This is a genomic window from Candidatus Seongchinamella marina, assembly GCF_026262685.1.
Taxonomy (GTDB): Bacteria; Pseudomonadota; Gammaproteobacteria; order Pseudomonadales; family Halieaceae; genus Halioglobus; species Halioglobus marinus.
Window position 1 is genome coordinate 30,323 of record NZ_SHNP01000007.1, and the last position, 22,005, is coordinate 52,327.

Below are 22,005 nucleotides of genomic sequence, written 5' to 3' on the forward strand. Positions count from 1 at the left end.
ACCTTACTCCGCATACCGCGCAATTCTGAATCCTACGTCATCACGCCCCGCTTGCCCATAATCTCGGTATGACAGGCGTAATTCCGCGATCCGACTGTGAGACCAGCTGGCGCCGCGAATGACATAGTTATCGCCAGACTGGGCGCCCAGTGGATCGGTTTGCAGCGAACCGTTGGCCGAGGGAATGCTGTAAACATCGTGCACCCACTCTGCGACATTGCCGCCCAGGTCATAGAGTCTTTTACTGCTAGCAGGGAAAGAGGCGACGGGCGCGCTGGTGACATGACCATCCTTATAAGCGCTCAATACCCGTCCGGTGACGTAGGCTGAACTGCTGTCGGCATAATTTTCAACGGCGGTGCTGGGTGGGAAGTTTTCTCCCCAGGGAAATTTCAACAGGCTGTCCCCATTGCTGCGCGCAGCCCAGGCCCATTCTGTTTCTGTAGGCATTCGATAGCCTGTGCTGGAAGGATTGTAGCCCGTGATAATGCCGTTGGTTTCACGATAAAAGGGCGGTAGGCCCTCGCGCTTACTCAGCCAGTTGCTGAAGGCTGCGGCCTGTTGCCAGCTAATCTGAACGACAGGTTGGTGGTCCCGATTGAGGCTGTTGCCCTCGATTTGCCCGGAATCATGCGCGCCGGTAAACAGACGAAACTGCGCATTGGTCACCTCTGTGGTTTGCAGATAGAAACTGCGGCTCAATGCAACCGGGTGTAATACTTCATTGGCACGTCTACCCGGCTCTCGCCTTGACGCTCCCATGCTGAAATTAGCGGTGGGTGAGTCTGCAGGATGAAACAGCAGCAGGGTTTGTCCCAGTGCGGTGGTAATTTCTGGCTTGTTCCTCGCGGCTTTCGCCTCGGCAGCTGTTTGCAGGCTGACCTCCACCAATTGCTGAAGCCCTGGGCGAGGTGTCACTGTGCGTTTCACCGGGGCATAGCCGTCCAGGCTTATTTCTACCCGTTGCGCGACTGCGGGTAGCGACAGTACCTGGCTGCCCTTACCCTGCGGTTTGCCGTTAACACGCAAGATGGCCTGAGCCGGAGAAATTCTAAATTTGACTTCGCCCAGCTGGGCCCTCAGCCGGATAGTGCGGGCTTCGACGGCGGCTGCGGCCAGCTCCACAGCCTCGCTATGGCGTCGGTAGCCCGGTCTGAACACGGCCAGTCGGTGGGGTCGGCCAGGGGTAATCTCCAGTTCCAGTGGTGTTTGCCCCTGAAACTCGCCATCCAGGGTGACGTTCGCGCCATTGGGTGTGCTGGCCAACTGCAGCAGACCAGCAGCGGGCTGTAGCTTGATAGTGCCCAAATCTTGGGGTTGGCCTGCAGTCACCACCAGGTCCTGCTGCCAGCTTGCATACGTGGGAAGCTGCAGCATTAATTGACGATCACCCTGGATTACCTCCAGGACCGTTGGCGTTACGCCAACAATTTCGCCGTCCACCAGAATATCCGCCCCGGCAGGCTCGCTGCTCAGGCTTAGCTGTGCCCATGCGGGTTGCAGATCGACCGATAGCTGCTGTGGAACTTGTCTGCCGGTGACATCCAGAACCTGCTCGTGGGGCAGGTAGCGATCGGCCTCTAGCCTGACCTGTCTTTCACCGGGCTCAAGGGCGAGATCAGCGAGCGGGGTGTCGCCCAGATGCTGACCGTCGACCAGCACCCGGGTTCCGGTTGGCCGGGTCTCAACGGTGACCACACCGGGAAGGGGTTGCAACACCAGGGTGGCACTCTGGCTGTCGCCGTCGGTAACGGTAACGACCGTGTCAAAGTGGTGATAACCGGGAGCTTCAACAGCCACGCTGTAATCACCGGGACGCAGCAGGTAGCGCTCGCCAAAGGGGAGGGCAAGGCCGCTGATAGTGACCTCGGCCTGCGACTCGCTCTCAACGATGATTTGCAGTGAACTGGCGGTGAGCAAAAACCCCATCACCACGATAAAAATCAGGGCTGTGGCTGCCAGCAATAGTCGCAGGGGTGCAATACCGGACTTTTTTACCTCTACTTCGTTGCCCAGCGGTTGGAAGGCGCTGGGTTGGATAGGACTGAGTGGGTCTTCCTGATTAGCCGGGCTCAAAGAATGCGCTCCGTGCAGGTGATATCAAGCGGGGCAGAGTTGCCCTGATAGTCGATGGTGAACTTGTGTAAAACGTCACGATACCCTAATCGACTGCCGCGGGCCTGGTAAGTACCTGGGCGAAGCGTCAACTGACGCTGCTCAAAGGTGCCCAGTCTTGCGACCTTGTAGATAATGACCTCTGTTTCGCCATCTGAGCGCAGGGTCAAAGGAACCAGGGTGTTGGCCCGCTTTAGCAACACTTTCAGGGTGGCTATCTGTTCTTTCAATACCGGGCCCTGATCGGGGATGGTAACGGCATAAGTCAAAAGCTTTTCTGTGGCTTCGGCTACTGCCACATCAGAAAGCCGATTGGGTTGTAGCATCGCGGCGCGAAATTGCTTGTCGACGCGAGCGCGTGACTGACTGCGTTCCAGACCCTCCACTGCGAAAAGTAAACTGGCATCCATCTCCAGCGCGCTCTGATAGGTATCCACGGCTTGCTGCCACTGTTCCGATTGCTCAAGCTTGTCGCCTTGTCGTTTCAGGCTGGTAAGGTGGTTGGCCTGTTGGGCGACGCTGACCTCCTGCAGCGCACTGCCAGCTTCGGCTGAACCCGGGCGCAGGCCAGCGGCACGACTAAAATGGCCTTTGGCGCTGCTGTAGCTGCCTTCATCCAGATCGACATAGCCGTCGCTCATGGCATCGTTAAACTGCTGGTCAATGAGTGCGTCGCTAACCCGTTCTAGCTCACTGGCAGCGCGCTGGTGCAGAGGGTCTAGTTTAGTGGCTAGTTGGAGTTGGTCTCGAGCGGCAGCGAGGTCGTTTGTGCTTTCTGTTTGTTGGGCTTGTTCCATGTGTTCAATGAGGGTCGGCAGCACATTTACCCGCTGTTGTAGTTGCGGTAGAGCGGCGTTTTCTGGCTCGATCAGCGTTGCCAGTGCCAGTGCAGTTTGTGCCTGCTCGATCATCGACTGCTCTATGCCATCAAGAACCAGGGCGAGTTGTTGATCAACTACTGCGGGGATGCTGGCGTTGATTGCCTGCAGCTGAACGAGGCCCTGCTGGTATTTATTCTTAGCCTCTACATACTGTTTTTGACGGTAGAGTTCGTCGCCTGTTTGCGCTGTTGCCAATGCTTCGGCATAGGCCTCGGCGGACCACTCGCTCGCACCACGTTCATCCAGTGCGAATTGCAGATCCAGCAGTTCTTGCAGCACTGCTTGTGCCTCTTTACGCAGTTTGGCTGCCTGCGCGTCAGACCAGGGCGAGACGTCGGCTGCCGGTTCGGCCTCGGCTTTTGGAGCCGCCTTTGTTACGGAGGCGGCCTCGGGAATGGGCTCCGGTCCGGCACTGGAGCTTGCAGGCTCATTGACCTGTGCTGGCAGCCAAAAAACGACGATCAGTGCCAGCAGCGCTAAACCACCCAGAGCAGGGAGAACCCAGCCCGGGGGGGATTTGGTGGCAATTTGCTCGGGTGCGGTTTGCGGAGCGAGCTCAAAGGGCGTTGGCTCCAACTGCTCGTTGTGGGAAGACATTGGCTGTGTGAACCTTTTTGTGCGTTGCGGCTTTGGGGTCAGGCCTAAAGTGTATCAGGAGCGGAGGAGGATTCCTCCAGACCTTCCAGAGAGCCAATTTCGGTGGCATAGATGTCGGCCAATACTGCTCTCCACTGAGCGTACTGTTCTTCGACATTGCCACTGAGTGTGACCGAGCGATCTTCAAGGTCGATCACCTGGGGAGTAATTTCTGCTTCCAGTGACATGCCCAATTCTTCCAGTGCCTGAACATGAATCTGGGCCTCATTACGCTTTTCCAGGCCACTCTTGAGCAGGTAACCACCGCCAATGACTGCAACATTGGCCGCGGCTTGGCTGCTACTGTCGCCACTGGACATGCCGGCAATACCTGCCGCCACCGCCACTGCTCCCACAATCAGTCGACGACGGGCCTCTGCCTTGAGCTCTTGCAGAGCCATGGCTTCTTCGTAACTTAGCTTACGCCACTCCTGGTAGGGGCCGATCATTTCAATACCGAAGGAGTTGTAATACTCCTGCATGGTATCGACGTACATATTGTCGCGCTCCCGAATGACGTCGATGCGCTCCATCATCGGATCATTTTCTGCAGGGAGACGCATCACCAGATATACGCCCCGATTGTTCTTGGCCAGGTATCCTGCAAAGGTCTCCGGGGAAAAGCGCTGGGCAAATAGCAGGTCTGTGGTTAATCGGACATTTGCCCGATCTTCCGGCCTGAGCTTGCTTTGCGCTTTGAGCAAATCGTTCGCTATGGTGTGGTACATCGCCTGGAAAGGGTCGTAGGAACTGCGCGTGGTGTTTCTGTAGGCATAGGAGCTGGCTTTGGTTTCGTAAGTTTTATCCAGCCACTCATAGCCGCGTGAATCCTCTGCATGAACTTGTATTTTCAGCGTTTCGCCATCGGAGTGCAGAATCTTGCCGCGTACCGACAAGTCTGAGATTCTTTCGGGGTCGGGAACAACTCTCACCGCTCCCCAGGCTCCGCTTTCCTGCATCGCTTGCGAAAGTAGATTGGGCATAAAACGCGACTCTGCCTTGCGCACTTCGGGGTAAACGCGCTCATCTTCGTCGTATTCTTCCAGGCCCGGGTCAAAAATGGCAATGCCTACGTCTAGTAGCTGTCCTTCCGGGATTGCTTCGCTGCTAGTATCGATAGCGGGAACAGAGGTGCTTTTCAGCGTCTGGTTGACGCAGCCCGACAACAATAGAACCAGCCCAAGGAGCTGTGCTGTAAGTATCAGTCTGCGTCGTTTTGCTATCACTTTGAGATGCCTTTGTACTTACGGTACTCGTCCCATAGCTTTTCGCGCACCGCAGGATCGGGTTCACGCATAGCCGCTTCACGCAGCTGGCGGGCGACCACATCGTCACCATCGCCTGAGGGAATATCTTCTGGGGGAGGGTATTGAGCGGTGTTTTTGGGCATTTGGCCGCCGCCTCCTGTTGCGCCACCGATGCCACCGCCATAACTACCGCTGCTGGCGACGCCACCTGCACCATACTCGCTATTGCCCTGTCCACCGCTACCTGAGCTGCTGGCGTCGACCGGGGGCTGTTGCGCTGTGCTATTACGAGCCGCCTCACGCTGCGCAGTTTGCTCTTCAAGAATCATAGCGTCAAACTCCCCTGTACCCCTTTCTAATTGAGCATCGAGAATTGCAACTTGTTCTGCGGGAGTGAGAGGGCCACTGCCGTTGCCGCCATTGCCGCTGCCTGAGCTACCTGGATAGGAACCATACTGACCCTGACCCGATGCCCCGCCTGGCTGCCCACTGCCGGCTTGCTTTGATGGCCCTTGCGCTTGCCCCTGCGGTCCGTCGCCCGGGCTTGTGCCCGGCTGATCTCCCATGGCGCCTTCCATGCCAGCCATCACTTCTTCAAAGCTAGGCTCGTCGCTCATATCAGGAAGTCCACCAGACCCTGCTGGCTCAAACCCGGGTTCGCCACCAGCGTCGCTGCTGGCTTCCTCGAAACTGGGTTCAGCGTCGCCGCTCTGGTCGCTGCCATCGGCGCCACCCATGGCGCCTTCGCCATTGTCTCCGGCAACCTGATCACCGGCTTCTCCACCGGGGTCTGCAGGAAATTCCCCCTGCGGAAATGCACCGGGAGTCTCGCCGGCGCTGTCCCCCTGGGGGGTCTGTTGGCCTGGAGACGAGGGACTTCCCGCGCTACCTTGGCTGGAGCTGGGTGAGCCACTGGAGGCACTGTCTGATTGGCTGCTGCTTGAGGATGAGCTGCTGGATGAGGAGGAGCTCGATGATGAAGAACTGCTCGATGATGAAGAAGAGCTGCTACTGGGCGGGGGCGGGCTGCTACTGGGTGTGCTGGGGGGCTGCGGCGTTGTTGGATTGCTCGCACTGGGGCACCCCGCGAGCAGCAAGCACGCGCTGGCCAAGGCAGCCGGCAGCAGAAGCCGGGCTGGTTTGGTGAGGTTACTGCTGCTTGATTTCATAAGCCCTAGTCACTGTCTCCGTATCCTGAGGTTCGCCCATTGCGAGCCTCGGCCTGAATTGCGTCTTGCGCAGGCTGCGCATAATGCGGTTTGCCTTAGCATCATTCAATTCGCTCTCATCGACCCTTTCGAGATCATAAACCTTGCCCCGCTGGTTTACACCAAACTCCAGCAGCAGATTAGCGCGTTCCGGTTCGGCTGTGGGCGGCAGTTGGCGCGCACCCTCAAGATTGGGCAGTTCCACCGGCTCGTCAAACATAGACGCCAGCTCTAGTTCGGCATCACCACGGGCAACAAGTTCCGCGATAGCTTCACTGTAGGCATTCATAGCCGCTTCCCGATCACCAAACCAGAAGACCCAGTCGCCAAGCATTACCCTTGCTCTGACGGTTCCCTCACTGTTGACGCCATAATTGGCGGCTTCTACGTCGTATATGGCCTGTATGACCGCCTGACCTTTCTGATAGCTCTGGCCCCTGTAAGCACTAAAGCGAGCCATCTGTTGTTGCATTGAAAAATTGTCACCACCACCGTTAATTTTTTCAACATCGTAATTGGCAATCAGGTACTGAGCCAGCAGCATGCCTTCCAGTGGTTCCTTCAGCAGAAGGGACGTCGAACCCTCACGTTCAATGATGTCAGTGAGCGACAATCGGTAAAGGTCCCACATGCTCATTAATCGGGCATACCCCTGGCCATCGAGTGCCAGGAGGAAGGCGTTATGCTGCCAGATAGCCTGTTGGATAAAAGCCTGGGCCCGGATTAGCCCACTCTCCATGCTGCGCATTTGCACGCGATAGAGATACAGCTGCCGTTCGTCTGCTTCAGCGTATTGCCCCAATGCCATGTGACTGGCCATTTCCCGTTGCAGCAGCGGGATTTGCTGTGCGCTGTAGAGACCATCGTTAATTCTTGCTAAGTGCACGCCCCGTTTGAAGGCATCGATGGCCCCTTCGTGATCACCGCTTGTTTGCAAACTGAGACCCAGACTTAACAGGTACTCGGGCAGTTGATTGGCATAGGCTCCATGGCTGGATTCCAGGGCGGCAACCGCTTGCCGGTACTCATCACTGCTGATCACGACCTGGCTGGGATCTAATTCAGCTTCGGCTGCTGCCTGTTCGATATCTGTGGCTGCACCTTCCTGGGCACTTGAAATGGGGTGACCAGCTACAATGAATAGCAGCAGGGCGCGGAGCACCATTCGATTAATGGGTAATATGCTCATGGGTTATCGGATAGCGACGATGTACATTGATTGCCGCCTCCTGCTTTTGATCGCTGTCTCATGACTGAAAGTATATACGCTCTGTTCGTTATACGGAAAAGTACGCACGGCAGCCTTTAACGGTTTTCCCGGGCCAATTGCGGTGGACCAACTGACTGTTAACTGAGGTCGCCAGCCAGCATACTATTGGCGAGAGTAATTATTAGGAGAACGTATGCATTTGTTAGTCGAGGAACTTCAAGGTCGATGGCAGCTTATGTTCGCTGCTTTGGCCAGAGGGGATGACCTGCCCCCTGGGCGCCGCTTGCGGGCGGAAGGTATGGCAGAAGCCGCCGTATTAACCGGTGTAGCCGACCAGGATGCACTGGATAAGGCCATGGATCGTATTTTCCGAGAGGCGTTCGGCCGGTGCCTGGCCGAGCAGTTTGGAGATGACTGGCGCAGCTTTTCGCCCTTTCCCGAAATTCCCGCCGTGGCGCATCGGGCACCGGTTTACCCAAGCACAGCTGATTGAAACGCGCTCCAATCAAACTCATAATAAGGTCTAACCTACGAGGAACTGACTATGCTTTTACGCGCCCTGCAGGCCACCGCCGCCCTTTTTGTACTCAGCCTGGTTACCGCTTGCGCTACTCCGTTGGAAGCCACCATGGATTTCGACTCCGGCTTTGATTTTACCAAGGTGCAAAAGTTAGCCATTCAACCAGTGGATAGAGAGGACCTGTCCTCACTGCAGATCAGTGACATGCAGGAGGCGCGCATCGATCGGGCCCTGGCGGACGAGTTGCAGCGTAAGGGCTTTGAAATTGTCAGCGATAATAGTCAGGCAGACTTGTACATGATCTGGCACCTGGTAACTGAAGAACGCACGGATGTACGCAGCTATAACAGCATGAGTTATTACAATTGCTGGGGTTGTGGTCCCGCCGTATCCGATGTGAGCGTGCGTCAGTACACCCAAGGCACTTTCATTGTTGACATGATAGACCCCCTGCGCAGCAAGTCGGTGTGGCGCTCGGTTATCGAGTCTCGCCTGCGCAACCAGCCGGAAGACCCTGAGGTGCTGGCCGAAGAGAGGCGAGAAGCCGCGACCGCGGTATTTGCTGAATTTCCGCCAAAGTAAAGCGATGCTTTAGCGCGCTTCACGCCACATAAACCAAACCGTAGGACCACCGCCGGGCAGCGACTCCTCATCGATAATTTCGAAACCATGGCGCTGATACAGCGGCACGTTCAATTCATTGGAGCTTTCTAAATAGGCGGGCATATTTAGCTCGTCGCACATGTGCGTGCCCTGTTTGAGCATGGCCGAGCCTAGGCCCTGACCCTGAGCGGACTTGCGGCAGCCCACAAACACCAAATGATAATGGGGAGATTTAGGGTGGTGACGGTCAAAAATCGCGCCCTGCTGAGAGATGCGCCACAGCGGTTTTGGCCCCTTGCGTAGGAACAGTTTGGTCACCAGGCCCGCGAGGGCAAAGCTGGGCGGAACGTCAAAGGTGCCGCCGGGGGGTAGCCAGAGACCACCTGCTCGCTCTCCGGTTTCCATGTGCTGGATGCCCTGGGGCAGGAATATGTCCCTGATCAGCAGGCGAAAGAAATCCTTGTACAGTGCTGGCTCGGGGATAACCCAGTTCATCACCGGGTCCTCGCTAAAGGAATCTGCCAGAATATCCGCAAGCCGCTCGCTATGTTCCTCCTGTGCGTCAATGATTTGTGGTGCTTGCATCTCTTTCCTTTTTGCCTGCGACGGTCGCTACCGCTACTATTGAGTTTCACAAACTTGGCTGCGCAGCGTAGCAGGATTTAACAGTGCATTACGAGGAGTTCAGGCGCGAGTATACCGCCGGCGGGTTGACCCGGGAGATGCTGGTGGCTAGTCCATTGCGGCAGTTTGAACGCTGGTTGGAACAGTCGGTGCAAGCCGGGCTGGAAGACCCTACCGCCATGGTGTTAGCGACCATAGATGACCAGGGACGGCCTTGGCAGCGTATCGTTTTGCTCAAAGGAATGTCTGATGGTGGTTTTGTGTTTTACACCAACCACGGGAGTTACAAAGCCGAGGCAATAGCTGGGAATCCGCTGGTTTCGCTGCTGTTTCCGTGGAACGAGCTAGACCGCCAGGTCATTGTTAGTGGCCGGGCGGAAAAAATGAGCCTCGCGGAGTCCGCCAGTTACTTCGTAACCCGGCCCCGAGAAAGCCAGATTGCTGCCTGGGCGTCCCGTCAAAGTCGCCCTGTATCAGCCCGAGCCATGTTGCAAAAACAGGTGCAGGTGTTGAAAGAAAAGTTTGGTAACGGCGACATCCCTACACCAGATTTTTGGGGTGGCTATCGGGTGATCCCCGAGCGTATTGAATTTTGGCAGGGGGGCGAACACCGTCTGCATGATCGTTTTCTGTATACGAAGGGTGAAGATGATGGCTGGGAGATCGAGCAATTACAGCCCTGATTCAAGACTTTCGTGTCCGCACTGGCACATTCATCTACTACAGCATTGGAATCTTATATGATCAGTAAGAAAGACTTGCTAGGTACCTGGCAACTTGAGTCCTGGACCATCGGCTATTCCGACCGGGATGACCTCAGCTACCCCTACGGAGAAGACCCCCAGGGTTTGTTGGTTTACGCCGAAGACGGTTGGATGAGTGCCTCTATCGCCCGTAAGGAGCGTGCTCTATTTCCCGACGATGTGAACTATCGTAAGTTGCCTGACGCCGCTAAGGGCGAGGCATTCAGTTCTTATTTTCACTATGCCGGACGCTACAGGGTGCAAGAGGCCGATGTTATTCACTACGTGACCCAGAGTCTCAATCCCAATTTTCCGGGCAGTGAACAGTTGCGGCACGCTGAATTGGACGGTCAGACCCTGGTGCTAAGTGGCAAGGACAAGGTGGGGGAAGTCATTCGCTTTCACTCTCTGGTCTGGCATCGCAGCGCTCCCACAGAAGACAATCCACCCCTGGAGGCATAGGCGGGTTAACGGGCTTTGCGCTGACGAAAATAGCGCGGCTCTTCATCAATCCCCAGCAGACTTCGGCGGATCATATCCAGCCCCGCTGCCGCAATCATGGTCTGGAACAAGCTGCGCTCTACTGGCCAGCAAAGGCAACGGGTACGCAGTTTATCGCTGCTGCCCCAGGCCAACCACACCGTTCCTACCGGCTTGTCTGCGCTGCCGCCCCCGGGACCGGCAATGCCGGAAACCGCAATGGCGTGATCGGCCCCCGACTTTTCCAATGCGCCCAGGGCCATGGCCCTGACGACCTGCTCACTGACAGCGCCGTGGGTATCCAGGTCATCCTGCGGTACATCCAGCACCGCCTGCTTAATGTCGTTTGCGTAGGTCACAAAACCTGCATGAAATCCATCTGAAGAGCCCGCAATTCGCGTCAGCATGGAGGCGATCAGGCCTCCAGTGCAGGACTCTGCCGTGGTCAGGGTTTCGCCTCTTTGGCGCAGTAGGTCCAGTACTCGCGCTGCCAGCAGGGTGTCGCCTTCGCCAATGACATGGTCACCAAAGAGGTCATCAATGTGGCCTCGGCAGCGCTGTCGGGCATCGAGCGCAGCGTTGCTGTTAATGCTGAGTTTAATTTCCATCTGTGGCGCGCCGGCCCGAAATCCCAGCTCTACTGAAGCCGGCCAGTCGGGAATGTTATCGCTAATAATCTGTTGCGCTGAAGACTCTCCCAGACCAAAGGTCTGCAGGCGCATAATGTTGCGCTCCACTGGTTGCTCGCGCTCTGCGGCGAGGCTGGCGACAATGATGTCCAGCATGGCTGCCAGCTCGCTGGGCACCCCTGGCGTGCAAATTATTCGGCAGCCGTCCATGTTCATCTCAAAACCGACAGCGCTGCCGATGGGGTTGTCTACAATCTGGCAGCCCTCTGGGAGCATGGCCTGTTTCAGATTGGCGGCATTCAGCTCAAGGTTGCGCCCGGCACACCACTGTTGAAGGTGGGCTATCGCCTGGGGGTGCTCTTGCAGCGAGACCTTTGCGGCGGCAGCGAGAATCTCTGCCGTCAGATCATCCACTGTGGGCCCTAAACCGCCGTTAACGATAATCAGGTCGGCGTTGGCGGCCATGGCAGTCAGTTCCTGTTGCAGCAAGGCAGGGTCATCTCCCACAGTGACCTTGCGGTATATGCCAATGGCCAGTTCGTCCAAGCGCTTGGCAATCATGGCTGAATTGGAATCCACGGTATCGCCACTCATGATCTCATTGCCGGTCAATAGTAATTGCACGCGCGGCGTCTGGTCTGTCATTTTGGCTTTCCTTGGACTGTTGTCGGGGTGCAAGCATAGCGCCAATGCTTTTGCGGGGGCAAAGTGCTATTGTTTTTTTATTCATGCCAGGAGCAACAGCGTTGCCGGAACACAAGTACTGTCCCCAGTGCGGAGAGCCGCTGCAGCGCCATTTGGTGGCGGGTGAGGAGCGCAATCACTGGTGCTGCACCGGGTGCGGCCAGTTGGACTACGACTATCCCATGGTGGTAGTGACCTGCTTTGTGGCCAACGATGACAAGTTGCTTTGGGTGCAGCGGGGTATAGAGCCACAGCGCGAATCCTGGGCCATCCCCGGCGGCTTTATGGAGCGGGGTGAAACGCTGGCCGAGGCGGCAGCGCGCGAGTTGCATGAAGAATCTGGTGTCTTGCTCCCAGCTGACCAGCTGCAGCTTTACATGACCGGCACCATTACCTTTATTAACCAGGTCTATATCGCGTTTCGCGCCCGGGTGGATACAGACTATTGCCTGCCCGGTCCCGAATCGCTGGACTGTGGTTTCTTTTCGAAGGCGGAGTGCCCCTGGGGGGAAGTCGCTTACCCCCAGGTCAACGACTCAATTGAGCAGGCCTATGCAGACCTTGAGAGCGGTCGTTTCGATGTCTGGCAAGCGGAGATGACGGAAGGGCGCTACGATTTTTGGTCGGTCTCTCAGGGCGACAAGTAAGGGTCACGGGCCTCGGGTCTTAGTTTAAAAACCTTCATGCGTTTGCAGGTATTCGAGTTCATCAGGGCTGGATTCTCTGCCCAGGATGATATTGCGATGCGGAAACCGGCCGAACTGGGATATGACGTCCCGATGGGCTACCGCATAGCGCAGGTAGCCCTGGATGGCTGCAAGTCCAGTTCTGGCGGCAAGTTCCTGAAATAAATTCACGCATTTTTTCTGCACTGTTATGTCCTCGTTGTGCTCCAGAGGAAGAAGTAGAAACACCTGATGTATTGCAGGCAGCCGCTGCTGACGACCAAGGGCAATGCTCTGCTGGGCGAGGGCCAGTGCTCGGGCGTCTCCACTGAAGGCCCTGGGTGTGCCGCGATGAATATTCCGGGGAAATTGGTCTAGCAGGATGATCAGGGCAATCAACCCCCTATCGCTGGCCTCCCAATCTTGCAGGCCACCGTTAATAGCGGTGTCTACCAGAGAGCCGAAGCGCTCTCGGCAGAGCTGGTCGGTCTCCTGGCTGGACTTGAACCAGAGTGCGTTCTGTTCAGCCGGGCTCATGCCCTGCTCGTCCAGGCTGGCGAACCAAAACTGGTGAATTTCTTCTATTTGAGCCAGCATCTGCCTCTCCTCTAGGGCGGGGTGAATGTGCTAAGGTGCCGTCGCTTATCACTAGCATAATGGAATCTTCTCATGGCACTACTACCCGAGGTGGAATTGACCACCGATGAACAGAAAGTCAGCTACGGTTTTGGCCTGCAATTTGGCGATCAATTGCGTCGCAACAGCTTCGATGGTTTGGACCTGAAAGCGGTAATTGGCGGCATCCGCCACTGGTATGACCATCAGCAGGCACTGCTTAGCGACGCCGAAATTAATCCCAGCTACAAAGTTATTCAGGACCGGCAGCAGGCCATCGCCTCGGAGCTTGCCGGTAAGCGCCAGGCTTTGGCCGAGCAGTTTATGAGGACTAACGCCGAGCGCGATGAAGTTAGTGTCACTGAAAGTGGCCTGCAGTATGAAGTGCTGGAGGCGGGCAGTGGCGAAACGCCCGGACTGACGTCCACGGTGGTGACGCATTATCACGGTACGTTTGTTGACGGCGGCGTGTTTGACAGCTCAGTAGAGCGCGGCGAGCCGGCTGAATTTGGAGTCAACCAGGTGATACCTGGCTGGACCGAGGCCCTGCAGTTGATGTCAGTGGGCGACAAATGGCGCATTGCCTGTCCTCCCACGCTCGCCTATGGCGAACAGGGTGCGGGGGATTCCATTCCTCCCAATACGGCCCTGGTGTTTGAGATTCACCTGATTGCCATCAAGGACTAAGTCACAGGAGCCATACCATGTCGGTCAATATTAACCTGCCCCGCATTTTACGGGTCGGGGCGGGTGCCAGTGATCACCTGGCACCTACCCTGAAGCACTTGGGCTTGTCGCGGCCGCTGCTGGTCACCGACCCCTTTATGTGTGAATGTGGCTATGCCGATCGCGTTGTCAGTGGCCTGGACGCCGCGGGAGTTGCGCATGGAGTATTTGCCGAATGTGTGCCCGATCCCACCACCGATAGCGTGGGCCAGGGCTTGGCTGCACTCGCAGCAGGCAGTTACGACTGCCTGGTCGCCCTGGGCGGTGGCAGTTCTATCGATACGGCCAAGGCCGTGGCCGCTATGGCTGATCGCGATGGTCCCATGCGCGATTACAAGGTGCCACACCTGATAGACAGCGGGCTGCCGGTCATTGCAATTCCCACAACCGCTGGAACGGGCTCTGAGGCCACCCATGCAGCGGTGATTACTGATTCAGAAACCAGTGAAAAAATGCTTTGTTCCGGCTTGGGTCTCATGCCGATTGCGGCGCTGGTTGATTTCGAGCTGACCCTGACGATGCCTTACCGGTTAACCGCCGATACCGGTATAGACAGTTTATGTCACGCGCTGGAAGCTTATGTCAGTCGCAAGGCGAATCCATTTACTGACGGCGTGGCACTGACTGCGATGAGCACCATTTACCGCAACATTCACACCGCTTGCGCCGAGCCAGATAACCGTGCCGCCCGAGAAGCAATGATGTTGGCGGCAACTCAGGGAGGAATCGCCTTTTCCAATGCCTCCGTGACCTTGATTCATGGCATGAGTCGGCCGATTGGCGGCCTTTTTCATGTTCCCCATGGACTCAGTAATGCAATGTTGCTTCCCGAGGTGACGGCCTGGTCGGTAGGGTCAGCCCCCGGTCGTTATGCTGCGGCCGCGCGGGCGATGGGTCTGGCAGGAAGCGGTGATTCCGATTCGGTGGCCCTGGTGAAGTTGACTGATGGCCTGCGGCAATTAAATGCTGATCTTTCGGTACCTACGCCGGGTGAATTTGGAATTGACGAGGCAGTCTGGGCTGATTCGTTGCAACTGATGGCGGAGCAGGCCCTGGCGTCTGGCTCTCCCGGGAATAATCCTCGGATACCTGAGGCCGACGAGATCGTTGAACTTTATCAACGGGTTTGGGCGGGGTGATGAGCTAAAAACTCCCCTCCCGCGCTTACAATGAAATCTTCGATTGATTACACTTAAGCAGGTACCTTCTAGTCATTACCAAAGCGGTTCCTTAAGCTATGAAACGTGTAGTATTCAATCAGAAAGGCGGGGTCGGCAAGACCAGCATTACCTGTAACCTGGCAGCGATTGGCGCGAGCATGGGATATCGAACACTGGTCATCGACCTGGACGTTCAGGGTAATACAACCCACTACCTTGTCGGTGAAATTGATGCCGATGCTTATCCGGCGGAAGCCCAGGGCGTGGCTGGTTTGTTCAAGCAGACGGTCGGTTCGCGGCGTATGCAGAAAAACCCTGATTCCTTCGTCTGGGAAACTCCTTACGAAAATCTTTACCTGATGCCCTCCAGCCCGGTGCTGTCTGATTTGGAAAAAGAACTGGAGTCGCGCTATAAAATTTTTAAGTTGCGCGACGCGCTGGAAAAATTAGAAGACGAGTACGATCGCATTTATATCGATACCCCCCCTAATTTTAATTTTTATTCCAAGTCGGCTCTCATTGCTGCAGATTCGGTACTGGTGCCGTTCGATTGCGACAGCTTCGCTCGCCAAAGTCTGTATTCGCTAATGGACAATCTTGCTGAGTTGCAAGAAGACCACAACCCTGACCTGGGGGTTGAGGGCATTGTGATCAATCAGTTCAACTCTCAGGCGCGCTTGCCCGGAGAGCTGGTGGCCGAGCTGAAAGAGGAGGGCTACCCGGTGTTTGATACTTATCTGAATACCTCGGTTAAAATGAAGGAATCCCATCGGGAGCACAGGCCGTTGATCGATATGGCCCCCAGCCACAAGCTCACCGGGCAATTCCTGGACTTGCACGTTGAGCTGGAGAAGACCGCAGCGAAAGCTGCTGCCTGAGTTCAGGCACAAGCCCCCAAGCCAGTAGGAAGTCTTTTAATGCCTCATGCGGACGCTTCGGCGCGGCATATATATATAAACTTTAGTTATTTGTAAGCCCGGTTTTGATTCTTTAAAGTTCTTACCCGTGACTATTATGAGAACAGTGTCCGCAATGGATTTGGACCTAGACAGCGTTAATGCTTCACTGCGCGATGCAAGCGCCAGTGACATCGTACGCTGGGCCCTGAGTTTGCAGGCAAAAACTATAGCCACTACCAGTATGGGCAAAAATGCGGCGGTTATGCTGCATTTGGTGAGCGAGGTGGACAAACGGGTCCCCACTATCTGGGTCGACACCGGTTACAACCTGCGAGACACCTACGTGGTAGCGGAGCGTTTGATTCGCGACCTGGAATTGGACATTCACGTTTACTCGCCACAGATGACCTCAGAGCGGCGCAACGCGATTATGGGCGGTGTGCCCACGGTGGACGAGGAAGAGCGCCATAAGGACTTTACCGAACAGGTCAAACTAGAGCCCTTTGCTCGCGCGCTGACTCAGTTCAGGCCGGAGATTTGGCTGACCGGTATTCGCGAAGAGGAAACGGAGCATCGCAAATCCCTGGATATCGTTTCCATGGATAACCGCGGAATCGTCAAGGTAGCCCCTATATTTAACTGGTCTGACGATGATGTAGAGACCTACATGGAGCAATACGAACTTCCTACCTGCCGCCATTATTTCGATCCTACCAAGGTACACGACGGGCGCGAGTGCGGCTTGCATACTGCAGCTTGATCGCAAGCCGGGGGTTAGCCCATGGTGACTCCTATCGCGATTGCCATGATCGCAGTGGCCACTACGAAGCCGGCAACGACAGCGAATAAGCTGCGCATGGCTTTCTTGTCGGCGACAGTGTCTTCTTCCAGAATGTGTTGAGTCATTGTTTACTTCCTTTTTTGGAATTAAGCAGAAACAGGTTTCCCGCACGTCAGCCTGCCTCTGCTCAGACACTGCTGCATTGACCTGGATCAAACTGGGTTATACTGAGGATGGAGGCAGCGTATGACGTACCAATGGGCAGTCAGGTTTACTGGCAGCAATGCCCCTGACTGGGGGCGTAGACTCGCTTATAGCCTGCTGTTCCTGCTACTTACCGCTTGTGGCAGCTTTTCACCGTCAACCCAGCTTTTATCTGAACTTCCACCCCTCCAATATCAGGGCGAGTCCCTTGAGCTTGAACAGGTCAAACTGCGTGCCCCGACCCCGGACCTTTTAGCGCTGGATGAGGAAATGCTGGATTTTGTTCACAGGTACACCGCGGGTATTAATTCTCGGCGCCAGCGTTTACACACTCTGCACCGGGCGGTAGGTGGTTCGGCAACCCTGGGTCTTGAATACGACCCATTCGCCGGAGGTACAGCTTTGGAGGCATTTCACAGCCAGTCCGCTAACTGCCTGTCATACGCCAATCTATTTATCGCACTGGCCCGCGAGGTGGGACTTGATGCGCGCTACCAGTGGGTAGACGTGCGCCCAAGCTGGACGCGGATGGGAGAGAGAGTTGCGGTGCGCCTGCACGTGAACGCCTCGGTTCAAGTGTCGGCCAGAGATCGCTATATGGTGGATCTGGACCCGCTGCCAGCCAGGGAGATTACTGGTTCCCAGGAAATACGTGATGAAGATGCACAGGCGCTTTATCACAGTAATATCGCTATGGATGCCTTATCCCAGGAGGAGCTGGACATAGCTTGGGTTCATGCCATGCGCGCCCTGCAGTTGAGCCCGCAAATGTCGCACCTGTGGGTTAACCTGGGCGTGGTCTATCGCCGGGCTGATCAGCACCAGGCGGCGGAAGCTGCGTACCTACATGCTCTTGAGGTGGACTCTTTCGATCGTTCCGCAATGAACAACCTGATGGTTTTATACGACTTGCTGGGCAGGGAGGTGGAATATCTCTACTGGAAATCCAGAGTCGACAGCTACCGTGACATCAATCCTTTTTATCACGCCTGGTTGGGTGATCAGGCGGGTGAAGAACACGATTGGCATAAGGCTCGGGGCCATTATGAAGAAGCGGTTTCCCTAGAGCCTGAGGATTCCGAACTGTTGTTTTCCCTGGGTATTATTCACCGTGAATTGGGGCAGCCCAAGGCCGCCCTGCGCTATCTGGGCAAAGCTATGAGTAAGGCCACGCTGTTTAAAGAGCATGAAATTTACCGAGCTGAATATGACAGGATCAATCGTTCGTTAGCCGCGGCTCAGTAGTGATTTTGGCTAGCGTGGCGAGACTCGGATATAGCAACGTTTGTTCTTTTTGCCGGTAATCCCCGACAGCAAGTCCGTCAGCTTCATTTTCCAACCGTACTTGCGTTGCAAGGCCTTGAGGGCCTGTGCTTCATCTTCCCTGGTCTCCAACAGATAGGCATCAGCCTCGAACTCCTCACCGGTGACCCGGCCGGTGACCGTGCAACTGGCAATGCTGGCATCGGTGAAATTTCGCAGGCGCTTAACTTTGCCGGCATTTCCCGCCGAAAATATGTAGTAATCGCCATCGAGCGGGGCGAACCAGACAGGGGTCGCGACATACTCGCCGGACTTTTTCCGGGTAGCGAAACTCATGTATTCTTCCGCTTCAAACTGCTTGATCTGCTGTGCCTTCATGGTTGATGCTGTTTCCTGAGTGCAATGGCCGTTGGCCCTTGCCGCCATTAAAGCGGCAAAGCAATGTGGTCACAATAGATTGAGGCGTAAACGAGGAAATAAGTATGAGTGATTTTGGGTCCGGGACCAGCACCAGTGAAGTAATTGAGGGAGTTGACCTGAAAGGTAAATGTGCCCTGGTAACAGGTGCCTCATCCGGCCTTGGGGTAGAGACATCTCGCAGCCTGGCCAGCGCAGGTGCTGCAGTGATCATGGTGGCACGGGATGCTTCAAAGCTGGATACCGCAGTGGCCCAGGTGAGAGCGGCGGTGCCTGACGCACAACTGGATACCGCCTTGCTCGACCTGGCGGACCTGGAGAGTGTGCGCGCAGGCGCGCAGACCATTCTGGCAAAGTGTCCGTCCATACAATTACTGATCAATAATGCCGGTGTCATGGCTTGTCCGTTGATGCGAACGGCTCAGGGCTTTGAAATGCAGTTGGGCACTAATCACGTTGGACATTTTTTGCTGACTTGCATGCTTGCCCCGGCGCTGGTCGCTGGCGCTCCGGCACGAGTAGTAAACCTGAGCTCCGCTGGTCACCGATTTAGTGCCATGGACCTGGACGACCCAAATTATCACCGCCGAGATTATGAAAAGTGGCAGGCTTATGGTCAGTCAAAAACAGCTAATGCACTGTTTTCCGTAGGTTTGGATCAGCGATTGCAGGGCCAGGGGGTGCGCTCTTTTGCCGTGCACCCGGGCATGATTATGACCGAGCTAAGTCGCCATATGGACCCGTCAGATATGGAGATAATCCTTGCGGGTCGGAATATTGAGGATATTGGCTTCAAGACGGTAGAACAGGGCTCGGCCACCAGTGTCTGGGCAGCAACTTCCCAGGATCTGGATGGACTGGGTGGCCTTTACCTGGAAGATTGTCATATTGCCGAACCAGCAACTCCCGATAACGAGGCTGGAATCGAGTCCTATGCCTTGGATCCCGTCACTGCCGACAAGTTATGGCAGTTGTCGGAAGACATGGTGGGCGAGAATTTCAATTTCTGATCAACAGCAGCAATTTATGCGCCTGATCTCGCAAACGGGCCTGGTTATTTGCCTGGCGATGCTCTCACTTGTATCGAGAGCGGATTCAGTGGAGGAGCTTAATGCCAAGGCTCTCAATGCTCTGGACTTTCTGAGTGGTCAGGTTGAGGGTGTTGAGGTCTACCTCAGTAATGCTGCTGGAGTGTTGGTCTTTCCCAACATCGTGAAAGTGGGTTTTGGCAGTGGCGGGCAGTACGGGGAGGGAGTACTTCTGGTTGAGCAAAAGCCAGATGCTTACTACTCTAGAGCCGGAGCTACTTTTGGCCTGCAGTTGAGGACTCCGTTCAAGTCTGAAGTGATTGTTTTTGTAACCGAGCAAGCGCTGGCTGAATTTCGTCAGCGACGCGGGTTTGAAGTAGGCATCGATGGCAGCGTGGCATTGGTGACGATGGAGGCTGTTGCCACTTTGTTTACGGGGCAGATGAACGACCCCGTTGTGGGCTTTATATTTTCTAACGAAGGGTTGATGTCGAACCTGAGTCTTGAGGGAGCCAAAATTACTAAACTGGCCCGTTGATACGAGATTAAAATTGACACAAAAATCGCTGTTTTGGGTGGTGCTCTGGCTGCCCTGTCGCTCCTTTTAACTGCTGTTTCTCGGATGCCGGGTGTTTTCGCACATGACGGCATCTTTCGCTTGAGTTATCCTCCGCGCCTCGCACTCTGGAGAAATTAATATGTCTGAATTTACTACTGTGGTCGCCGCTCTCAAGGGTGAGCTCGCTGTGGGTTCGCAGGTTATGGTTAAGGGGTGGTTGCGTAGCAAGCGCGATTCCAAGGCGGGCATTTCTTTCCTTGCGGTGCACGACGGCACAGCTTTCGATGCAATTCAGGCGGTCGTACCCAGTGACCTGGACAATTACGAGTCGGAAGTTTTGAAACTCTCTACCGGCTGCGCGGTAGTGGTCTGCGGAGAACTGGTTGAGTCGCAGGGCAAGGGTCAAAGCGTGGAAATTCAGGCGACCGAGGTAGAGGTCGTGGGCTGGGTGGATGATGCCGAAACCTACCCCATTGCAAAAAAACGCCACACCTTTGAATATTTACGCACCCAAGCCCATTTGCGCCCACGAACCAACACTTTCGGTGCAATCACCCGGGTTCGAACTACCCTGGCCAATGCCATCCATAACTATTTTCACGACAACGACTTTAACTGGATTAACACGCCTATCTTGACAGGCAGCGACTGCGAGGGAGCAGGGGAGTTGTTTCGGGTGAGCACGCTGGACTTTGCCAATCTGCCGCTGGACGGCAAGGGCGGTGTCAATTTTGAGGAAGATTTCTTCGCAGGCGAATCCTTCCTGACAGTATCTGGGCAGCTGGAAGTTGAGTCCTATTGCCTGGCGATGAGTAAGGTATATACCTTCGGTCCGACCTTCAGGGCAGAAAACTCCAATACCAGCCGTCATCTGGCGGAATTCTGGATGGTTGAGCCCGAGATCGCGTTTGCTGACCTGAACGACGATGCCGACCTGGCCGAGTCACTGCTTAAGCACGTTTTCACCCGTATTCTGGAGGAGCGCGAGGACGATATGGCGTTCTTTCAGCAGCGTATCGACAAAACGGTTATCGATCGTTTGCGTGCTGTTATCGACAATAACTTTGAGCGCATGGACTACTCGGAGGCGATCACCATCCTGAAGAACTCCGGCAAGAAGTTTGAATATCCGGTGGAGTGGGGTGTTGACATGGCATCCGAGCACGAACGTTTCCTCGCGGAGGAGCATGTTGGGCGTCCGGTGGTGGTGATGAACTACCCCAAGGACATTAAAGCGTTCTACATGCGTTTGAACGATGACGAAAAAACGGTTGCCGCGATGGACGTGCTGGCTCCGGGTATTGGTGAAATTATCGGTGGTAGCCAACGGGAAGAGCGTCTGGATGTGCTTGATGCCCGCATGGATGAGCATTTGCGCGAGGAGCTCTGGTGGTACCGTGATTTGCGTCGTTACGGCACGGTTCCCCATGCTGGCTTTGGCCTTGGCTTCGAGCGTCTGCTCAATTACGTGACCGGTATGGAGAATGTCCGTGATGCGATTCCGTTTCCGCGAACTCCCGGAAACGCTGACTTCTAGTCGCGACTTAATTAATAAACTGAGATGAGTCCCGGGGAGGGAAGTGCCCCTCCGGGGCAGTCCTGCCTGTTACCAATAGCCTCTTCATCCGACCAAAAATGGGAAATTAGCTCAAATTTTGAGCAAAATTGTGAATTATTGCCTGTTATTTAAGCAATGGGCAGCGCGTCGTGGGCCATACTGAAAGAGAAGCCCAATGAAGAGACGCTTGGACACTGACAAGGATGCTGGCGTACCGAGGTAGGGAAATGAAGCGCGCACAGACCGACGCAGAGGTTCAGATAGGCGAGATAGCTATCGTCGATACCTTCACCAAGCTAATTTTTGGTGAAGAGGCCAGATATAGTGAGCTCGAACTGACGATTATCCAGGCATTTCGCACTGCCGATGCAAACGTCGTACTAGACTCACACCGGGACATGGGCACTTATCTGAGGGCCCTGGGTGTGTCTGAAATGATCAAACTGGTGAGCGCAGTGCAAGACCAGATGACCTTGGGCAAGCCGTTGGTGGGTGCCGCCGTTACCAACAATCACGGTACTGGGTTGAATCGCCAGGCTTACTGAACCGT

24 protein-coding genes are annotated in these 22,005 nt (G+C 55.5%); 14 read left to right on the top strand and 10 right to left on the bottom strand.

Translation table 11 applies throughout. From position 1 onward, the window contains the following. Nucleotides 1-3 precede the first annotated feature (3 nt). From EYC87_RS17080 to EYC87_RS17100, 5 genes are read right to left on the bottom strand one after another with little or no spacing between them, the layout of a single operon-like run. Nucleotides 4-2,076, bottom strand: coding sequence for a PEGA domain-containing protein (locus EYC87_RS17080; protein ID WP_279253940.1), 2,073 nt, complete (start codon nt 2,074-2,076; stop codon nt 4-6). Beyond that, nucleotides 2,073-3,593: a tetratricopeptide repeat protein gene (locus EYC87_RS17085; protein WP_279253941.1), complete on the bottom strand. Its 1,521-nt coding sequence runs from the start codon at nt 3,591-3,593 to the stop codon at nt 2,073-2,075. The genes EYC87_RS17080 and EYC87_RS17085 overlap by 4 nt, the downstream gene beginning before the upstream one ends. Before the next feature lie 44 nt (nt 3,594-3,637). Then, nucleotides 3,638-4,858 (bottom strand): hypothetical protein, encoded by a 1,221-nt coding sequence (locus EYC87_RS17090; protein WP_279253942.1) that lies wholly within the window; start codon nt 4,856-4,858, stop codon nt 3,638-3,640. Further along, nucleotides 4,855-6,048 carry a hypothetical protein gene (locus EYC87_RS17095; protein WP_279253943.1) on the bottom strand — a complete coding sequence of 398 codons (1,194 nt, stop codon included), beginning with the start codon at nt 6,046-6,048 and terminating at the stop codon, nt 4,855-4,857. The genes EYC87_RS17090 and EYC87_RS17095 overlap by 4 nt, the downstream gene beginning before the upstream one ends. After that, complete coding sequence (locus EYC87_RS17100) at nt 6,029-7,276, bottom strand: hypothetical protein (protein WP_279253944.1); 1,248 nt, start codon at nt 7,274-7,276, stop codon at nt 6,029-6,031. Before EYC87_RS17100 ends, EYC87_RS17095 begins: the two co-directional genes overlap by 20 nt. Nucleotides 7,277-7,490: 214 nt before the next feature. On the opposite strand from EYC87_RS17100, the gene EYC87_RS17105 reads away from it, so the two are divergent. Next, complete coding sequence (locus EYC87_RS17105) at nt 7,491-7,790, top strand: hypothetical protein (RefSeq protein ID WP_040540503.1); 300 nt, start codon at nt 7,491-7,493, stop codon at nt 7,788-7,790. Nucleotides 7,791-7,841: 51 nt separating this feature from the next. Then, nucleotides 7,842-8,399, top strand: a complete 558-nt coding sequence (locus EYC87_RS17110; protein WP_279253945.1) for a DUF4136 domain-containing protein — start codon at nt 7,842-7,844, stop codon at nt 8,397-8,399. A 9-nt stretch (nt 8,400-8,408) separates the two neighbouring features. On the opposite strand, the gene EYC87_RS17115 is transcribed toward EYC87_RS17110, so the two are convergent. Beyond that, entirely contained in the window at nt 8,409-9,005 is a 597-nt protein-coding gene (locus EYC87_RS17115; protein WP_279253946.1) for a GNAT family N-acetyltransferase, read from the bottom strand. Nucleotides 9,006-9,088: 83 nt separating this feature from the next. Here EYC87_RS17115 and pdxH point away from each other — a divergent pair, with 83 nt between their 5' ends. Continuing rightward, nucleotides 9,089-9,727 (top strand): pyridoxamine 5'-phosphate oxidase, encoded by a 639-nt coding sequence (gene pdxH, locus EYC87_RS17120; protein ID WP_279253947.1) that lies wholly within the window; start codon nt 9,089-9,091, stop codon nt 9,725-9,727. Nucleotides 9,728-9,784: 57 nt separating this feature from the next. Next, entirely contained in the window at nt 9,785-10,249 is a 465-nt protein-coding gene (locus EYC87_RS17125; protein WP_279253948.1) for a lipocalin-like domain-containing protein, read from the top strand. A 5-nt stretch (nt 10,250-10,254) separates the two neighbouring features. Here EYC87_RS17125 and EYC87_RS17130 read toward each other — a convergent pair whose 3' ends face one another. Beyond that, nucleotides 10,255-11,541: a CinA family nicotinamide mononucleotide deamidase-related protein gene (locus EYC87_RS17130; protein ID WP_279253949.1), complete on the bottom strand. Its 1,287-nt coding sequence runs from the start codon at nt 11,539-11,541 to the stop codon at nt 10,255-10,257. 101 nt (nt 11,542-11,642) lie between these two features. Here EYC87_RS17130 and EYC87_RS17135 point away from each other — a divergent pair, with 101 nt between their 5' ends. Then, nucleotides 11,643-12,227, top strand: a complete 585-nt coding sequence (locus EYC87_RS17135) for an NUDIX domain-containing protein (RefSeq protein WP_279253950.1) — start codon at nt 11,643-11,645, stop codon at nt 12,225-12,227. Between the two features lie 24 nt (nt 12,228-12,251). Here the strand turns inward: EYC87_RS17135 and EYC87_RS17140 are convergent, their stop codons facing one another. Then, on the bottom strand, nt 12,252-12,842 hold the full coding sequence (locus tag EYC87_RS17140; RefSeq protein WP_279253951.1) for a DUF924 family protein: 591 nt from the start codon (nt 12,840-12,842) through the stop codon (nt 12,252-12,254). Between the two features lie 72 nt (nt 12,843-12,914). On the opposite strand from EYC87_RS17140, the gene bamJ reads away from it, so the two are divergent. The 4 genes from bamJ to EYC87_RS17160 all read left to right on the top strand — a co-directional run bounded on the left by bamJ (nt 12,915) and on the right by EYC87_RS17160 (nt 16,405). Beyond that, nucleotides 12,915-13,547, top strand: coding sequence for a BamJ family beta-barrel-assembly machinery protein (gene bamJ / locus EYC87_RS17145; protein ID WP_279253952.1), 633 nt, complete (start codon nt 12,915-12,917; stop codon nt 13,545-13,547). Between the two features lie 17 nt (nt 13,548-13,564). Beyond that, nucleotides 13,565-14,725: an iron-containing alcohol dehydrogenase gene (locus EYC87_RS17150; protein ID WP_279253953.1), complete on the top strand. Its 1,161-nt coding sequence runs from the start codon at nt 13,565-13,567 to the stop codon at nt 14,723-14,725. A 98-nt stretch (nt 14,726-14,823) separates the two neighbouring features. Further along, a complete protein-coding gene (locus tag EYC87_RS17155; RefSeq protein ID WP_007228231.1) occupies nt 14,824-15,624 on the top strand; it encodes a ParA family protein in 801 nt (266 codons plus the stop codon). 154 nt (nt 15,625-15,778) lie between these two features. Then, nucleotides 15,779-16,405: a phosphoadenosine phosphosulfate reductase domain-containing protein gene (locus EYC87_RS17160; protein WP_279253954.1), complete on the top strand. Its 627-nt coding sequence runs from the start codon at nt 15,779-15,781 to the stop codon at nt 16,403-16,405. A gap of 14 nt (nt 16,406-16,419) precedes the next feature. Here the strand turns inward: EYC87_RS17160 and EYC87_RS17165 are convergent, their stop codons facing one another. After that, on the bottom strand, nt 16,420-16,551 hold the full coding sequence (locus EYC87_RS17165; protein WP_279253955.1) for a hypothetical protein: 132 nt from the start codon (nt 16,549-16,551) through the stop codon (nt 16,420-16,422). A 121-nt stretch (nt 16,552-16,672) separates the two neighbouring features. On the opposite strand from EYC87_RS17165, the gene EYC87_RS17170 reads away from it, so the two are divergent. After that, entirely contained in the window at nt 16,673-17,875 is a 1,203-nt protein-coding gene (locus tag EYC87_RS17170; protein ID WP_279253956.1) for a tetratricopeptide repeat protein, read from the top strand. A gap of 9 nt (nt 17,876-17,884) precedes the next feature. On the opposite strand, the gene EYC87_RS17175 is transcribed toward EYC87_RS17170, so the two are convergent. Beyond that, nucleotides 17,885-18,271 carry a PPOX class F420-dependent oxidoreductase gene (locus EYC87_RS17175; RefSeq protein ID WP_050756457.1) on the bottom strand — a complete coding sequence of 129 codons (387 nt, stop codon included), beginning with the start codon at nt 18,269-18,271 and terminating at the stop codon, nt 17,885-17,887. Between the two features lie 104 nt (nt 18,272-18,375). On the opposite strand from EYC87_RS17175, the gene EYC87_RS17180 reads away from it, so the two are divergent. From EYC87_RS17180 to EYC87_RS17195, 4 genes are all read left to right on the top strand, one after another. Beyond that, nucleotides 18,376-19,320, top strand: coding sequence for an SDR family NAD(P)-dependent oxidoreductase (locus EYC87_RS17180; protein WP_279253957.1), 945 nt, complete (start codon nt 18,376-18,378; stop codon nt 19,318-19,320). Nucleotides 19,321-19,336: 16 nt separating this feature from the next. Beyond that, nucleotides 19,337-19,876 carry a lipid-binding SYLF domain-containing protein gene (locus EYC87_RS17185; RefSeq protein WP_279253958.1) on the top strand — a complete coding sequence of 180 codons (540 nt, stop codon included), beginning with the start codon at nt 19,337-19,339 and terminating at the stop codon, nt 19,874-19,876. A gap of 160 nt (nt 19,877-20,036) precedes the next feature. Next, nucleotides 20,037-21,434: an asparagine--tRNA ligase gene (gene asnS / locus EYC87_RS17190; protein WP_279253959.1), complete on the top strand. Its 1,398-nt coding sequence runs from the start codon at nt 20,037-20,039 to the stop codon at nt 21,432-21,434. A 248-nt stretch (nt 21,435-21,682) separates the two neighbouring features. Continuing rightward, nucleotides 21,683-22,000, top strand: coding sequence for a hypothetical protein (locus EYC87_RS17195; protein ID WP_279253960.1), 318 nt, complete (start codon nt 21,683-21,685; stop codon nt 21,998-22,000). Nucleotides 22,001-22,005 lie beyond the last annotated feature (5 nt).

What these genes read in the sequence shown, in the direction of transcription:
- EYC87_RS17195 (WP_279253960.1), top strand. Translation starts at nt 21,683, where the DNA reads ATGAAGCGCGCACAGACCGACGCAGAGGTTCAGATAGGCGAGATAGCT.
- EYC87_RS17110 (WP_279253945.1), top strand. Translation starts at nt 7,842, where the DNA reads ATGCTTTTACGCGCCCTGCAGGCCACCGCCGCCCTTTTTGTACTCAGC.
- EYC87_RS17155 (WP_007228231.1), top strand. Translation starts at nt 14,824, where the DNA reads ATGAAACGTGTAGTATTCAATCAGAAAGGCGGGGTCGGCAAGACCAGC.
- EYC87_RS17170 (WP_279253956.1), top strand. Translation starts at nt 16,673, where the DNA reads ATGACGTACCAATGGGCAGTCAGGTTTACTGGCAGCAATGCCCCTGAC.
- EYC87_RS17105 (WP_040540503.1), top strand. Translation starts at nt 7,491, where the DNA reads ATGCATTTGTTAGTCGAGGAACTTCAAGGTCGATGGCAGCTTATGTTC.
- EYC87_RS17160 (WP_279253954.1), top strand. Translation starts at nt 15,779, where the DNA reads ATGGATTTGGACCTAGACAGCGTTAATGCTTCACTGCGCGATGCAAGC.
- EYC87_RS17130 (WP_279253949.1), bottom strand. Translation starts at nt 11,541, where the DNA reads ATGACAGACCAGACGCCGCGCGTGCAATTACTATTGACCGGCAATGAG.
- EYC87_RS17180 (WP_279253957.1), top strand. Translation starts at nt 18,376, where the DNA reads ATGAGTGATTTTGGGTCCGGGACCAGCACCAGTGAAGTAATTGAGGGA.
- EYC87_RS17085 (WP_279253941.1), bottom strand. Translation starts at nt 3,593, where the DNA reads ATGTCTTCCCACAACGAGCAGTTGGAGCCAACGCCCTTTGAGCTCGCT.
- bamJ (WP_279253952.1), top strand. Translation starts at nt 12,915, where the DNA reads ATGGCACTACTACCCGAGGTGGAATTGACCACCGATGAACAGAAAGTC.
- EYC87_RS17175 (WP_050756457.1), bottom strand. Translation starts at nt 18,271, where the DNA reads ATGAAGGCACAGCAGATCAAGCAGTTTGAAGCGGAAGAATACATGAGT.
- EYC87_RS17095 (WP_279253943.1), bottom strand. Translation starts at nt 6,048, where the DNA reads ATGAAATCAAGCAGCAGTAACCTCACCAAACCAGCCCGGCTTCTGCTG.
- EYC87_RS17185 (WP_279253958.1), top strand. Translation starts at nt 19,337, where the DNA reads ATGCGCCTGATCTCGCAAACGGGCCTGGTTATTTGCCTGGCGATGCTC.
- EYC87_RS17150 (WP_279253953.1), top strand. Translation starts at nt 13,565, where the DNA reads ATGTCGGTCAATATTAACCTGCCCCGCATTTTACGGGTCGGGGCGGGT.
- asnS (WP_279253959.1), top strand. Translation starts at nt 20,037, where the DNA reads ATGTCTGAATTTACTACTGTGGTCGCCGCTCTCAAGGGTGAGCTCGCT.
- EYC87_RS17140 (WP_279253951.1), bottom strand. Translation starts at nt 12,842, where the DNA reads ATGCTGGCTCAAATAGAAGAAATTCACCAGTTTTGGTTCGCCAGCCTG.
- EYC87_RS17100 (WP_279253944.1), bottom strand. Translation starts at nt 7,276, where the DNA reads ATGAGCATATTACCCATTAATCGAATGGTGCTCCGCGCCCTGCTGCTA.
- EYC87_RS17125 (WP_279253948.1), top strand. Translation starts at nt 9,785, where the DNA reads ATGATCAGTAAGAAAGACTTGCTAGGTACCTGGCAACTTGAGTCCTGG.
- EYC87_RS17165 (WP_279253955.1), bottom strand. Translation starts at nt 16,551, where the DNA reads ATGACTCAACACATTCTGGAAGAAGACACTGTCGCCGACAAGAAAGCC.
- EYC87_RS17115 (WP_279253946.1), bottom strand. Translation starts at nt 9,005, where the DNA reads ATGCAAGCACCACAAATCATTGACGCACAGGAGGAACATAGCGAGCGG.